This window comes from Rhodanobacter sp. B04, from assembly GCF_002001125.1.
Taxonomy (GTDB): domain Bacteria; phylum Pseudomonadota; class Gammaproteobacteria; order Xanthomonadales; family Rhodanobacteraceae; genus Rhodanobacter.
On record NZ_MUNV01000009.1, the window covers coordinates 193,763 to 207,629 of the forward strand.

Sequence of the window (13,867 nt, forward strand, 5' to 3'; positions counted from 1 at the left end):
CGGTGCTGGTTTGAGATCATGCGTAACTGTGGAGACGATGTTCTGGAACTGTTGCATGACGGTCATCCCACGGCATGTGTGGGTGACGCGGCATTCGCCTACGCCAACGCCTTCAAGGCCCACGTCAACATTGGATTCTTTCGTGGCGTCGAGCTTGCCGATCCGGGCGACCTGCTTGAAGGCACCGGCAGGTTCATGCGCCACGTCAAGCTCAGGCCCGCTCAGCCGGTCGATGACGTAGCGCTGACGAAGCTCATCCATGCCGCCTATGTCGATATGAAGCAGCGCCTCGAAGCGGACCAGGTCGCAACGACGCACAGGCAAAGTTTCAGCAATGCAACAGGCTGTGCAACTGCGGTCCCCCGGGCCAACGATTCCGCCCATGCAACGCGATCAGTTCGATAACCACGCCAGCGCCTACCAGCTCGCCGCCAAGTTGTTCGACCAGAGCACGCGCCGCCGCCAACGTGCCGCCGGTGGCCAGCACGTCATCGACGATCAGCACGCGCTCGCCGGGCTTCAGCGCATCGCGTTGCGCCTCCAGCCGGTCGCTGCCGTATTCCAGCTGATAGTCCACCGTCGCTACCGGCGGCGGCAGCTTGCCGGGTTTGCGCAGCGGCACGAACCCGGCGTGCAGCTTCTGCGCCAGCGCAGCACCGAAGATGAAGCCGCGTGCCTCGATCCCGCACACCGCCTGCACGCCACTGCCCTGCCACGGCTCGGCCAGCGCGTCGATGCAGCAGGCAAAGCTACCGGCGTCGGCGAGCAACGGGGTGACGTCGCGGAACATCACGCCGGGCGTGGGGAAATCCGGTACGGCACGGATCAGGGCGGCGAGGTCTTGCATGCAGCTTCCCTTGAGGGTGATGCGATTGTGGAGCAGTGCTGGCGCGATGCGGCTCAGCAGGGCATGAGCAGCGGACCGTCGGGCTGTTCGCCGATCTCGTCGATGGCCAGTCGGGCCTCGCTCAACTGGGCCTCGACCTCGCCCACGATGCCGCTGGCGAGCGCCAGGCTCGACTCGGGCACCCGCACCTCGATGTAGTTCATCGCCGGCAGCTGGCCTACCGCGCCGGTGAGGTATTCGCCGGCAATGAAGGCCGGAACGCCGCTGGCCTCCAGTGCGTCCTTGACCAGATGGGCATCGAACAGGTTTTCGGCGCGATAGACGGTGTGCATGACCTGCACGCTAACCCCGGCGCGGGCGCGGGGCAAGCGATGCCTTGTCCCATCGCGCGAATCCTGGCGATCTGCGCCCGATGGCGCCGACAGGGTAAACTTGGGCGTTTCCGCCACCGCACGCGAGCTTTGCCCGATGTCGACTGAAAATCCCGCCGCCGCTCCCGCCACTCCGACTGCGGCCGTTCCCCAGGATTTCATCCGGCAGATCGTGCGCGACGACCTGGCTTCGGGCAAGCATCACGTGGTGCATACCCGCTTTCCGCCGGAACCGAACGGCTACCTGCACATCGGCCACGCCAAGGCGATCTGCCTGAGCTTTGGCATCGCGGGCGAGTTCAAGGGCTGGTGCAACCTGCGCCTGGACGATACCAATCCGGGCAAGGAGGATCCGGAGTTCGTCGAGGGCATCAAGGACGACGTGCGCTGGCTCGGCTTCGATTGGCACTCGCTGCGCCACGCCTCGGATTATTTCGAGGTGTTCTACCGTTCGGCGCTCAAGCTGATCGAGGACGGCGTGGCCTACGTGGACGACCTCACCGCCGAGGAGATGCGCGAGTACCGTGGCACGCTGACCGCGCCCGGCCGCCACTCGCCGTACCGCGAGCGCAGCGTGGAGGATAACCTGGACCTGTTCCGCCGCATGCGCGCGGGCGAATTCGCCGACGGCAGCAAGACGCTGCGCGCGAAGATCGACATGAGCGCCGGCAACATCAACCTGCGCGACCCGGCGATCTACCGCATCCGCAAGGTCACCCACCAGAACACTGGCGACGCGTGGCCGATCTACCCGATGTACGACTACGCGCATTGCCTGTCCGACGCGATGGAAGGCATCACCCACTCGCTCTGCACGCTGGAGTTCGAGGATCACCGCCCGCTGTACGACTGGTTCGTCGACAAGGTCGACCTGCCGAATCATCCGGAGCTGTGGCAGTCGGTGGTCGCCGCGGGCCTGGAGGCCAAGCCGGCCAAGCCACGCCAGATCGAGTTCTCGCGCCTCAACCTCAGCTACTGCATCACCAGCAAGCGCAAGCTGGCGCAGCTGGTCAGCGAAGGCCATGTCGACGGCTGGGACGATCCGCGCATGAACACGCTGCGCGGCCTGCGCCGGCGCGGCTTCACGCCCGCCGGGTTGCGCCTGCTGATCGAGCGCGTCGGCGTGAGCAAGCAGAACAGCGTGATCGATTACGCGATCCTGGAGAACTGCGTACGCGAGGACCTGGATGCCACCGCCGCGCGCCGCATGGCCGTGCTCGATCCGCTGAAGCTGGTGCTGACCAACCTGCCCGAAGGCCACGAGGAAAGCCTGACCTTCGCCAACCATCCGAAGGACGAGAGCTTCGGTACGCGCCAGGTGCCGTTTGCGCGCGAGGTGTGGATCGAGCGCGAGGATTTCGCCGAGCTGCCGCCGAAAGGTTTCCATCGCCTGAAACCCGATGGCGAGGTGCGCCTGCGCGGCGTCGGCATCGTCAAGTGCGAGCAGGTCATCAAGGATGACGACGGCAACGTGACCGAGCTGCGCGGCACGCTCGATCCGGAAACCCGCCACGGCCTGCCCGGTGCGGACCGCAAGGTGAAGGGCACGATCCACTGGGTCAGCGCGGTGCATGCGGTGGCCACCGAGGTGCGCCTGTACGACCGCCAGTTCACCGTGGCGGCGCCGGACAGCGAGGAAGACGGCAAGAGCTGGCTCGATCACGTCAACCCGGATGCCAAGCGCGTGGTGCAGGCGTGGCTGGAACCGGCTGCCGCGCGGGTCGAGCCGGAGCAGCGCTTCCAGTTCGAGCGACTGGGCTATTTCGTCGCCGACCGCGTCGATCATCGTGCCGCGGCGCCGGTGTTCAACCGCACCGTGACCCTGCGCGACGTATGGGCGAAGCCAGCGGGAGCCTGAGCATGTTGCGATTGCAGATCCACCTCACCCTGCCGCCATGGATTGGCGAAGTTGCCGATGAAAGCCGCAGCTACCTCACCGATGAAGACAAGGTCGGCCTGGCGATCGAGCTGTCGAAGCACAATGTCGAACGCAGCCATGGCGGTCCGTTTGGCGCCGCGGTGTTCAACGAGGCCGGTCGACTGGTTTCGGTCGGCGTAAACCGCGTGGTGCCGCAGACCTGCTCGGTGGCGCACGCGGAAATGATGGCGTACATGACGGCGCAACAACGCCTCGCGGCGTTCCGGCTCAACGAACAGGGTGGTCGCTACATTCTGGCCACCAGCGCGCAGCCGTGCTGCCAGTGCTACGGCGCCACGATCTGGGCCGGCATCGACGAGCTGCTGATCGGCGCGCGCTCGGAGGACGTCGAGGAACTCACCCAATTCGACGAAGGTCCGTTGCCGGCCGACTGGATCGGCGAACTGCAGCGCCGCCACATCGCGGTGCGCCGCGACATCCTGCGCGACCACGCGCGCACCGTGCTGGCCGCCTATGGCGCTGGCGGCACATCGTATTGAGCCGCTGGCGCGCCGCGCTGCCACTGATCCTGCTGGTGCTGGCCGGCATCGTGCTGTTCGCCTCCGGCTGGCTCGACCAGCTGACTCCGCAGCAGCTGGTGGCGCACCAGAACGAACTGCACGCACATATCGCCGAACATCCGTGGGCGACCCGGCTCGCCTTCATCGGCCTGCTGACCCTGACCATGTCCACCGGCCTGCCCGGCACCATCGTGGTGATCCTCGCCGGCGGCTTTGCGTTTGGCGTGGTGGACGGCACGCTGTGCTCATCGGTGGGGCTGACGCTGGGCTCGCTGATCCTGTACCTGGCCAGCCGCTACGCGTTCGGCGCCGGCAGCCGACATCCGCCGGCCATCGTGGCGAAGTTGCACCACGGCTTCGAGCGGCACCCGGTGAGCTACACCCTGTTCCTGCGCTTCGTGCCGGTGGTGCCGTTCGGGGCAGTGACTGTCGCGCTGGCTTGGCTGCGCTGCCCGCTATGGTTGTTCATCGGCGCCAGCTGGCTGGGCGGCACGATCACCCTGCTCTTCGAAACCTCGATCGGCGCCGGCCTGGGCAACGCCATGGGCCGGAGCGACACGTTCAGCGTGGGCCTGTTCATGCACCGCGAAGTGCTGCTGCCGCTGGGAGCGATCGCCCTGCTCGCACTGCTGCCCTTGCTGATCGAACGGATGACCCGGCGGTATCGCCGCAGCAGCCACCACGTCGACTGAGGCGCCCAGAGCCATGCTGCCTATGTGACAGCTGCCAATCCGGCCGTTTCGCGCTAGTGTGATGCGCAGCTGTGCCACACCGGCATCAGGTGACCGAAACACTGAAGCAGCTCGACGTTCTCGCATGCGGGCGATCCAGGGGGCATCCGGCAAATGAAGATGGCGACGAACTCCTGGCCCACGCGGCTGTGGCAACGGACGTCGTTGATGCAGCGCCTGGCCCTGATCGCCATGCTGCCCACGCTGATTACCGCCGCCTTGCTGGTAACCCTGCTGACCCGGCATCAACTGGTCAATCTGCGGCGCATGGCACAAAGCAATGCCGACACCGTTGCCATCCAGACCGCCTCGATCTGCGTGCAGCCATTGCGCAACCAGCAATTGCGCGAGCTGCTGAGCATCGCCGACTCGGTCGGCGAACTGCCGCATGTGACGCGGGTGCAGATCCGCACAGCGGCCGGACAGATCCTTGCCGACCATCGCGCACCGGAGGACAGCCACCACCCGCAGGAAATCCTGACCGTGATGCGCGACGTGGTCGATCGCGCCCCGTCCGGGCAAACAACGGTACTCGGCTCGGTGCTGGTCGGGGTGAGCCTGCACGAGGCGATTGCCGCCCAGCATGCAAGCTTGCGCCACGCCCTGCTCGTGCTGCTGCTGAGTCTCATGGTCGCAGGGCTGATCGGCTGGCTTGCCGCGCGCTGGATCAGCGCGCCATTGCGCCATCTGGCCGACGCCGTGCAACAACTCGGCGCCGGCAACCGCAAGGTCGTGGTGGCCGTGACCGATCGTACCGAGATAGGCGAACTGCAGCAGGGCTTCAATCACGCGTCGGCTGCGCTATTCGACATACAACGCGGCATGCAACAACAGATCGAGCAGGCCACGCTTGAACTGGCCCACAAGAACGCCGCACTGGAAGCTGCCAGTGTGGCCAGGGCACGCTTTCTCGCGGCGGCCTCGCACGATCTGCGCCAGCCGCTGTATGCGCTGACCCTGTTCTCCGCGGCGCTTGCGGTCGACGAAACCGATCCGCGCCGACTGGACCGCATCGCGCATATCCAGGAATGCGTGCAGTCGCTCGATCACTTGTTCAGCGAGCTGCTCGACCTGTCGCGACTGGAGTCGGGTGCGATCCAGGTCGAACTCAGCGAATTTCCGCTCGATCGGGTTTTCATCGAGGTCTGCCGCAACTTCGACATGGTGGCCGAACAGCGCGGGCTGCAGCTGACCACACGCCACACCGGCCTGTGGGTGCGCAGCGATCGCACCATGCTGACACGCATGCTCAACAACCTGATCAGCAACGCCTTGCGTTACACCCATCTCGGTGGCGTGCTGATCGGCGCGCGCCGCGAGGGTGCGGATCATCTGCGCATCGAGGTATGGGACACCGGCCGCGGCATCGCCCCCGAGCATCTTGCCAGCGTGTTCGACGAGTTCTACCGCATCGACGATCATCATCACGACAGTTCGTCGCGCGGCCTCGGCCTTGGCCTGGCCACGGTGCAACGGCTGGCTCAGCTACTCGATACCGAAGTGCGGGTAAAATCCCGGCTGGGGCGCGGCAGCGTGTTCCACTTCAAATTGCCTGGTGCTGCTGCCCGAGAAGAACCGGCGACGCCGGGCGACGACATGCCGGCCGATCATCTTTCCGGCAAGCGCGTGCTGGTGATGGACGACGATCCGGCGACGCTCTCCGGCATCCGCTTCCTGCTGCACAGCTGGGGTTGCGAGGTGGCCGTCGCCGAGGATCGGCTGCAGGCGCTCGAAGCGGTCGAGAACTGGCCAGCGCCGGCAGACCTCGTGATCTCCGACCTGCACCTGCGCCATGGGGAGCGCGCGCTCGATGTGTTTGCCGTACTCGACCAGCACTATCTGCGCGATGGCGAAGCACCGTTCGCGCGCCTGCTGATCACTGGCGAAACCCGCAAGGATCGACTGAGCGAAGTCACCGCCCGTGGAATCCCCCTGCTGCACAAGCCTGTCTCGCCGCAGCTGCTGCGCGCCACGATGCAGGCCGTGTGGATGTCCGCACGCGGGAGCAGTTGAAGCGGTCCCGCCACACCCAGGCGGTGGACAAAAAAAGAGCGCCCATGGGGCGCTCTGCGAATTGTCGTCCGTCTATTGAACTGACCGTCGCAAGCCTTGGGCTGCAACGATTAAGACACTCGACGATTCCGAGATGCCCCCAAAGTTGCCCCCATCGGATTCCGGCGACTCGCCTGTAAGCTGCCAATTGCCAAGGGGGAGCAATCATGGAAAAGATCACATCCGCTGTAGCGTTTGCCACTTTCTTTCTAATTCTGAGCGGCTGCGCGAATCCCGGCATCGTTCGGCTATCAGGCAACACCTACATGCTGTCGAAAGAAGACCACGCCGGCATCTTTGGCAGTCAGGCAAGGCTTCAAGCTGATGTGATCAAGCAGGCAAACGCCTTTGCTGAAAGTCAGGGCAAAGTTGCGCTTCCGGTGTCGACTCATGCAACACCAGTCGGAGTACTTGGGCACTGGGCAATGTGCTCGCGCCAGCCATCCAGCGTGCCGGCCTGACCAAGCGCAACACCATCCGACGCGGCCGTCTGGAATATGACTGGCTCCGCCTCAGTGTCACCGAAGGTTTCACGCGGCAGCGCGAACACATCGCCATGCCAGCCGGTGCGGGCAACGCATCGGGCTGTCACTGCGGGGTTCTCGCGCGCGATGTAGTCAGTGACCATTCGGCGAGTGTTGGGGTTTGAAGCAATCACAAGTCCCTCGCTCAGCAGCTCCGCGCGCAGTTCCTCACCACTGCCTGCCAGCATGCGCATCGGCATAGCCCAGCGATGTTCCTTGCCGTCGTTGTCGGGAAACACCAGCAGACGCCCCCATTCGGAGCTTTGTGGGTCACGCGTCAGTGCGGCGATGGTCAGCGGCGAGCAGATCCACTGCGGATCGGCCTCACCGATGACGGCCCCCGATTCATGATCGGTGATGACGCCAACCCAGTAGACGCCAGGCGCGCGTCCACCAGTCCATTCGTGCAGCAGATCGAAGTGTGCGCGCGGCAGTTTGTCCCCACTGTCCCCAGTAACCCTGCAAGGCTGGGGACGATCCAAACCCTTGTGCGGTGCGGTGTCCCCACTGTCCCGGTCATCTCCGCCTGTTTTGGTGTGGGCGGGTTTCAACTTGCCTTTGCGTGCTTTCTCGATCACAGCCAAGTCACGGTCGGCCCGTTCGTCCAGACTGCGGATGCTGGCCGGCAACTTCTCGGGTGCGCCGGTCATACAAGCACGTCCCGAGCCGCGTCGACCCGATCAATAGCGAGCGCCAGCCGGTCGGCATCCGTCTTGCTCAGCACCAGACCCGCAGCCAGATCGTAACCGGCAATGCTGATGACCTTCGCCTCACGTCCGACGACACTGAGCGCAGCGGCCCATGCTGTTTGCTTGAACGCACGTCGTGCCTCGCGTCGACCCCCTGGCGTCTGGTCGCGGATGCGATCGGTGAACAGGTCAGCAATGGTCAATCCGACCGCGGCCAGGACCGCTGGGGTGTCATGACAACTGAAACAGGTCACCAGCAACGTGCCGTTGTCACCCTCGCATACGCTTAGCTTACGGGACTTGCCGCCACAGGCTGGGCACATGGAGCGCCAGCCGTTGCCGGTCTTTTGGACGCCTTCAAGTCGCGCCAGCAGCAGCGCAGACGGACTCAGGTTGGGGCTGGCGCTGCTTTCGGGCCGGGTCATGCCGCGCCCCCTTTCTCAATTAAGGCGATGATGTCCTCCCATCGCCATGCAGTGATGCGGTCGCCCAGTGCACGTGTCGGCTGCGGGTAGCGGCCGGATCGAACGCCTGACCACCATGTGGATTTGCTGACAGGGATGATCGCTGGGATTGCCGGCTCAGTTTCGGTTGCAGGCTTGCCGATGATTTGTGGCAAGCGCGCGAAACCGGTTACAGGGAAGTTGTGCATTTGTCCAGCTCCGTTCCAGTAGGTTCGAAGCAAGACTAGAAAGGACGGAATTCACCGTCGAAGCTAAATAAGTCCCTCGTTTTTGCAGTCTATGATGGCCATTTGTAGTGACTTGTCGGTCACCCTCAGGCTGTCACCCTTCGATTTCGGCCATTTAAATTCATACCCCTTTGGTAGCTCGGGGCGATGTGTACGCTTGTGCTGCACCATCAATTCATGCGTACCGTTGCAGCACGCTATAAGGTCGCGAAGAAAGTCAGGCATTGGCCCAAGCAACTCTTCTCGATCATCATTCCACGTAAAGCTATCGGTGCGACCAGCACTCCACCATGCGATACAGCCGTCACGAACAACTCGCTTAGCCGACCCCCACGGTCGACCCACCTTTTGCCAATCGCCTTGGTTCGATTGAATGTTGTTCAGTGAGTCAAGCAGCATTGCCAAGGACGAAACATCCGGGTGCCCTGCCTCAAGTGAATCAAGCAGCGCGGCGTACTCAAATTCATCGCGTTCTACCTGAGCCACGCCCAGTTCAAACACCAGCATTCCGCTACTCAGCAATGCAGCATGAAGGCTGGCACAACGCTTCGGAACACTGTCCTTGTGTGTAGACGGCTTTTCGGCATACCTGAGAAGAGCGCGCACGTGCTTCGTCGCTTTGGTCAATGCTGCAACGGGTGAGTATGGTTCGCGTCTTTCGGAACGGGGCACACGATGCAAGTACATAATGGTCTTTGCCAACATGTCGCACGTTTCGTCGGGAACGGATAACCGATGTTTAGTCAAAAGTGAATTAGCAATCGGTCGGTATTCTTGCAACAGATATTCCGACATGCGCACACCTCTGCGCCCTCCAATAGGTGCCGCGCCAGCCGGGGAAGGTGCCCGGAGTTCGGATGGCCGTCCTAGGCGCGGCGTTCAACGGTTGTCGATCAACTTACCTTGCGTGTCATCGGCAGGACGTTGCCGCCCACCTTCAACGTGTCCAGATAGTCCGCCCATCCGGTCATCATCTTCCGGCGCTCGGCTAGGTGCGCTGTGCGGTTGTACGCGCGACCGTTCGGGTCTTTCACTGCGTGGGCTAACTGGTGTTCGATGTAGTCGGGACGGAAGTGCAATACCTCATCCAGCACGGTGCGCGCCATCGCGCGGAAGCCGTGGCCACTCATCTCGTCGGAGGTGTAGCCCATGCGACGCAACGCCGAAAGCACCGCGTTATCGCTCATGGGGCGTTTTGGGCCGCGCGCACTGGGGAACACGTAGCGCCCTCGCCCGGTCAGCTCGTGGAGCTCGCGCAGGATCGCCACAGCTTGCGGTGCCAGCGGGACAAGGTGGGGCTCGCGCATCTTCATCTTCTCGGCCGGCAGGTTCCATTGCGCGCCGTCCAGATCGAATTCGGCCCACTCAGCATGTCGAAGCTCGCCGGGACGAACGAACAACAAGGGTGCCAGCCGCAACGCGCATTTGGTGACGAACGATCCTTGATAGCCGTCGATCGCGCGCAGCAGTCCGCCGATGGCTGCCGGCTCGATAATGGCCGCGTGATGGGTTTGTTTGACCGGCGGCAACGCGCCGCGCAAGTCGGCAACCGGGTTGCGTTCGGCGCGACCGGTGGCAATGGCATAACGCAGCACCTGGCTGCAGTACTGCAACACGCGATGTGCGGACTCGACCGCACCGCGGCCAACAATGCGATTGACCGTCGTCAAGAATTCCTTAGCCGGAATATCGGCAATCGGCCGGCTACCAAGCCACGGGAATACGTCATTTTCCAGCCGCAACATGATTCGACTGGCGTGCAGATCCACCCATGTTGCAGATTGTTTGGCATGCCACTCGCGCGCGATCACCTCGAAACTGTTCGCAGCACGCTCCTCACCAGCAGCCTTGACGGCCTTGCGCTGTTCGCCCGGATCGACGCCAGAAGCCAGTAGCTTGCGAGCCGCGTCGCGCTTCTCGCGTGCATCAGCGAGGCTGGTATCTGGGTAGGTGCCGAGGGATAGACGCTTCTCCTTGCCCCCGTACCGATACTTCAAGCGCCACCACTTGCCACCTGATGGCGATAGCTCCAAGTACATGCCGCTGCCATCGAATAGGCGCTGGGTCTTGTCGCTGGGCTTGGCATTGCGGATTGCGACGGATGTAAGCGTCATGGGGGCAACCCTCACGGAGATAGGTGCTGTTGCCCCCGATGTTGCCCCCAGTTGCCCCCAGATTGCAATGGACTAGATTGGACGGTATCGGGCACAAAAAAGGCCGAAACCTTTGCTGTCGCTAGGGTTGTCGGCCTTCGTTGGACTGCGTTGGAACGTAAGATGGTGGGTCGTCCGAGATTCGAACTCGGGACCAATAGATTAAAAGTCTACTGCTCTACCGACTGAGCTAACGACCCATCATGAGAAAACTCAAGCGGACAATTTTACGGGCTGGGCGTCAGCGGCACAAGCAAGCATCCGTTCAGACGTAATGCGTCGGATCGGGCAGGCCTGCCTCGCGGAAGCCCTGCGCACGCAACCGGCAGGCATCGCAATGGCCGCAGGCGCGCCCTTCGTCGTCAGCCTTGTAACAACTCACCGTGGCCGAAAAATCCACCCCGAGGCGCTGGCCCTCGCGCGCGATGTCCGCCTTGCTCATGCGCATCAGCGGCGCATGGATGCGGATACCCGCCCCCTCGACGCCGGCCTTGGTGGCGACATTCGCCAACGCCTCGAAGGCCTCGATGAAGGCTGGCCGGCAATCCGGATAGCCCGAGTAATCGACCGCGTTGACGCCGCACCAGATGTCGCTGGAACCCAACACCTCGGCCCAGCCCAGCGCGATCGACAGCATGATGGTGTTGCGTGCGGGCACATAGGTCACCGGGATGTGGCCGTCACCGTCGTGTGCGCTGTCGTCCAGCGGCACGTCGATGTCGGCGGTCAGCGCCGAGCCGCCGATGCTGCGCAGGTCGATGCCGACGGTCTTGTGTTCCACCGCACCGAGCATGCGCGAGACGCGGTCGGACGCGGCCAGTTCGGAGTTGTGCCGTTGGCCATAGGCCACGCTCAGGGCGTGCACCTGATAGCCCTGCTCGCGCGCCAGCGCTATCGTGACGGCCGAGTCCATGCCGCCGGAAACCAGCACGACAGCCTTGCGTAGAATGTTTTCGGACATGATGTTTTTCACCTTGGAGTGGCCGGTCACCGGCCGCAGGCGCCACCGGCAGCACAGGCCGGCGCGCATAAAACAGGAGTGAATGAAGAGGAGCGAGAGAAAAGCACGCAGCATTTGCTCTCCCTACTCACTCCTCTTCGCTCACTCCTCGCCTCAATGTCCGGCCGCGTCGTTCCACAGCAGCTTGTGCAGCTGCAACTGAAACCTTGCCGGCAACTTGTCGGCAATGATCCATTCGGCCAGTTCGCGCGGCTGCACTGCGCCGTGCACCGGCGAGAACAGCACCATGCAGCGCTGCGCCAGGGCATGCTCGACCAGCATTGCGCGTGCCCACTCGTAGTCGGCGCGGCTGGCGATCACGATCTTGATCTGGTCGTGCGGCAGCAGGTGGTCGAGGTTCGACCACAGGTTGCGCTGGCTCTCGCCGGAATCCGGCGCCTTCAGATCCATCACCTTGCGCACGCGCGGATCGACTGCCGCGACATCGAGCGCACCGGAAGTTTCCAGCGACACCTCATACCCGGCGTCGCATAGCTTCTGCAGCAGGATCAGGCAGCGCTTCTGCGCCAGCGGCTCGCCGCCGGTCACGCAGACATGCTTAGCGCCATGCGAGGCCACCTCGGCGAGGATGTCGTCGATCGCATGCCAGTTGCCGCCATAGAACGAATACTCGGTATCGCACCAGACGCAGCGCAGAGGGCATCCGGTCAGCCGCACGAACACCGTGCGCCAGCCGATCGCGTCGGCCTCGCCCTGGATCGAGTGGAAGATCTCGGTGATGCGCAGCCGCTCGCTGACCACCGGGGCAGGCGTGGAAGCGTCCACGCTTGCGCTGTTGCCGTTCACCACGACGACCTCAGTTGGCCGACTGCAACTGGATGCGTTGCAGGCGTTCCTTGGCCAGGCTGGCAGCCTTGGAGCCCGGATACTTGGTGGTCACCTGCGTCAGGGTCGCCTTGCCCGCGGCGTTCTGCTTCAGCTCGATCTGGCTGTAGCCGACCTTGAGCAGCGCTTCAGGCGCCTTGTCGCTTTGCGGGAACTGGTTGAGCAGTTGCTGGAAAGACTCCAGCGCCACCGAATAATTGGTGGTCACGTAATACGACTGACCCAGCCAGTACCAGGCATTGGGCGTCAATGCGTTGTTCGGGTATTGCTTGATGAAGCTGCGGAATTCGCGCGATGCCTGCACATAGTCACCGGCACGGATCGCCTTGAAGGCCACGTCGTAGGCGGCCTGGGCTGCAGCCGGGTCGGCTGCTGCCGCGGGCTGGGCGCTCTGAGCGCCGACCGCATTGCCGCCTGTGCCGGCTGCTGCAGGTGCGGCAGCAGGATTGCCGGCCGGAGCAGCCATGTTGCCATTGCCTGCCGCCAGGGCGGGGGCGCCGGCCGCGCCCGCACTGCCGTTCTCGATGCGTCCCAGACGCGCGTCGAGATCGGTGTACTGGGCCTTGTTCTTGTCCTCGAGTTCCTGCAGATGATGCTGCAATTCCTCGATCTGGCCCTGCAACTGCTGCACTTGTGACTGCAACTGCTGGACCTGGTTGACCATGCCGATGCCGGACTGGTCCTTGTTCTGTGCCTGCTGTTCCAGCGCCGCGACACGATCGGCGAGACTCAGCCGTGAATCCTGTGCACACACCGGCAACGCGAACAGCATGGCGGACGCGATCGCGGCCGCCATGCTGACCCTGGCTGCAAAGCTGTTAGCCAGTCGCTTCATCACTTACTGCGCCGTGTAGACGATCTCGACGCGACGGTTCTTGCTCCAGCAATCCTCGTTGTGCTCGCGGCACACCGGCTTCTCTTTGCCGTAGCTGATCACTTCGAGCTGGCTGGCCGAACCACCGGCTGCCTGCAGCGCGCTGGAGACGGCATTGCCACGACGCTCGCCGAGGCCCAGGTTGTACTCGCGCGTGCCGCGCTCGTCGGTATTGCCTTCGAGACGGATGTGCGACATCGGGCGATCCTGCAGGTACTTGGCGTGGCACGCCATGATCTGCTGGAACTCCGGCTTGATTTCGGTCTTGTCGAAATCGAAGTACACGACGCGCTGACGCAGGCAGGCATCGGTATCGAGATCGGCCGGGGTGTACTTGCCATTGGACTGGTTGGTCTCAGTCTGGGCAACCTGCTCCGGAGGCTGAGCCTGCGGCTTGACTTCCTGCTTCTTGGAGCAAGCGGCCGCGCCAACGCAGAGCAGGGCGACCAGGGCGACGCGAACGGTCTTATTCATGGTGACGTTCCTTACGAGTTGAGTTCCGACAAACGATGACGATCTGGGTTACGGGACAACGACGCCGGTTAACCGGCTGTTATTTTGACACGTGAAAGGTCGATTGTGCATGACAGTGCACAATCGACCTGACTGGTCATGACGCGGCAAAGCGTCACAACCTGAAACCGACATAC

General features: G+C 63.4%; 17 protein-coding genes and 1 tRNA gene. 6 read left to right on the forward strand and 12 right to left on the reverse strand.

The window, feature by feature from the left end; all coding sequences use genetic code 11:
• Positions 1–18 precede the first annotated feature (18 nt).
• Positions 19–405, forward strand: a complete 387-nt coding sequence (locus B0E46_RS08565) for a DUF1801 domain-containing protein (RefSeq protein ID WP_254425101.1) — start codon at positions 19–21, stop codon at positions 403–405.
• Here B0E46_RS08565 and B0E46_RS08570 read toward each other — a convergent pair.
• Together B0E46_RS08570 and B0E46_RS08575 are read right to left on the reverse strand one after the other, a co-directional pair.
• Entirely contained in the window at positions 329–847 is a 519-nt protein-coding gene (locus tag B0E46_RS08570; RefSeq protein ID WP_077555364.1) for an adenine phosphoribosyltransferase, read from the reverse strand. The genes B0E46_RS08565 and B0E46_RS08570 overlap by 77 nt on opposite strands.
• Before the next feature lie 53 nt (positions 848–900).
• Positions 901–1,179 (reverse strand): DUF2007 domain-containing protein, encoded by a 279-nt coding sequence (locus B0E46_RS08575; protein ID WP_077555365.1) that lies wholly within the window; start codon positions 1,177–1,179, stop codon positions 901–903.
• A gap of 136 nt (positions 1,180–1,315) precedes the next feature.
• Here B0E46_RS08575 and B0E46_RS08580 point away from each other — a divergent pair, with 136 nt between their 5' ends.
• The 5 genes from B0E46_RS08580 to B0E46_RS17305 all read left to right on the forward strand — a co-directional run bounded on the left by B0E46_RS08580 (position 1,316) and on the right by B0E46_RS17305 (position 6,901).
• Positions 1,316–3,076, forward strand: coding sequence for a glutamine--tRNA ligase/YqeY domain fusion protein (locus B0E46_RS08580; RefSeq protein WP_077555366.1), 1,761 nt, complete (start codon positions 1,316–1,318; stop codon positions 3,074–3,076).
• A 2-nt stretch (positions 3,077–3,078) separates the two neighbouring features.
• Entirely contained in the window at positions 3,079–3,636 is a 558-nt protein-coding gene (locus B0E46_RS08585) for a nucleoside deaminase (protein ID WP_077555502.1), read from the forward strand.
• On the forward strand, positions 3,633–4,349 hold the full coding sequence (locus B0E46_RS08590) for a VTT domain-containing protein (RefSeq protein ID WP_077555367.1): 717 nt from the start codon (positions 3,633–3,635) through the stop codon (positions 4,347–4,349). The genes B0E46_RS08585 and B0E46_RS08590 overlap by 4 nt, the downstream gene beginning before the upstream one ends.
• A 159-nt stretch (positions 4,350–4,508) precedes the next feature.
• Positions 4,509–6,401 carry a hybrid sensor histidine kinase/response regulator gene (locus B0E46_RS08595; protein WP_254425095.1) on the forward strand — a complete coding sequence of 631 codons (1,893 nt, stop codon included), beginning with the start codon at positions 4,509–4,511 and terminating at the stop codon, positions 6,399–6,401.
• Between the two features lie 206 nt (positions 6,402–6,607).
• Positions 6,608–6,901 carry a hypothetical protein gene (locus B0E46_RS17305; RefSeq protein WP_139350478.1) on the forward strand — a complete coding sequence of 98 codons (294 nt, stop codon included), beginning with the start codon at positions 6,608–6,610 and terminating at the stop codon, positions 6,899–6,901.
• Here the strand turns inward: B0E46_RS17305 and B0E46_RS08600 are convergent.
• The 10 genes from B0E46_RS08600 to pal all read right to left on the reverse strand — a co-directional run bounded on the left by B0E46_RS08600 (position 6,829) and on the right by pal (position 13,691).
• The gene (locus B0E46_RS08600; protein ID WP_077555369.1) at positions 6,829–7,614 is read right to left on the reverse strand and encodes a DUF927 domain-containing protein; all 786 of its coding nucleotides are present in this window, start codon (positions 7,612–7,614) and stop codon (positions 6,829–6,831) included. The two genes, B0E46_RS17305 and B0E46_RS08600, sit on opposite strands and share 73 nt — an antisense overlap.
• On the reverse strand, positions 7,611–8,078 hold the full coding sequence (locus B0E46_RS08605) for a hypothetical protein (protein ID WP_077555370.1): 468 nt from the start codon (positions 8,076–8,078) through the stop codon (positions 7,611–7,613). Before B0E46_RS08605 ends, B0E46_RS08600 begins: the two co-directional genes overlap by 4 nt.
• Positions 8,075–8,305 carry a transcriptional regulator gene (locus B0E46_RS08610; RefSeq protein ID WP_077555371.1) on the reverse strand — a complete coding sequence of 77 codons (231 nt, stop codon included), beginning with the start codon at positions 8,303–8,305 and terminating at the stop codon, positions 8,075–8,077. The genes B0E46_RS08605 and B0E46_RS08610 overlap by 4 nt, the downstream gene beginning before the upstream one ends.
• Before the next feature lie 63 nt (positions 8,306–8,368).
• Positions 8,369–9,139: a hypothetical protein gene (locus B0E46_RS17310; protein WP_139350479.1), complete on the reverse strand. Its 771-nt coding sequence runs from the start codon at positions 9,137–9,139 to the stop codon at positions 8,369–8,371.
• A 98-nt stretch (positions 9,140–9,237) separates the two neighbouring features.
• Complete coding sequence (locus B0E46_RS08620) at positions 9,238–10,458, reverse strand: integrase arm-type DNA-binding domain-containing protein (protein WP_077555373.1); 1,221 nt, start codon at positions 10,456–10,458, stop codon at positions 9,238–9,240.
• A gap of 163 nt (positions 10,459–10,621) precedes the next feature.
• Positions 10,622–10,697: transfer RNA gene (locus B0E46_RS08625), tRNA-Lys, on the reverse strand.
• A 65-nt stretch (positions 10,698–10,762) separates the two neighbouring features.
• On the reverse strand, positions 10,763–11,458 hold the full coding sequence (gene queC, locus B0E46_RS08630; protein ID WP_077555503.1) for a 7-cyano-7-deazaguanine synthase QueC: 696 nt from the start codon (positions 11,456–11,458) through the stop codon (positions 10,763–10,765).
• Between the two features lie 153 nt (positions 11,459–11,611).
• Entirely contained in the window at positions 11,612–12,283 is a 672-nt protein-coding gene (gene queE, locus B0E46_RS08635) for a 7-carboxy-7-deazaguanine synthase QueE (protein WP_139350491.1), read from the reverse strand.
• Positions 12,284–12,314: 31 nt separating this feature from the next.
• A complete protein-coding gene (gene ybgF / locus B0E46_RS08640; RefSeq protein WP_077555374.1) occupies positions 12,315–13,139 on the reverse strand; it encodes a tol-pal system protein YbgF in 825 nt (274 codons plus the stop codon).
• A gap of 42 nt (positions 13,140–13,181) precedes the next feature.
• Positions 13,182–13,691 (reverse strand): peptidoglycan-associated lipoprotein Pal, encoded by a 510-nt coding sequence (gene pal / locus B0E46_RS08645; RefSeq protein ID WP_077555375.1) that lies wholly within the window; start codon positions 13,689–13,691, stop codon positions 13,182–13,184.
• Between the last annotated feature and the right edge of the window lie 176 nt (positions 13,692–13,867).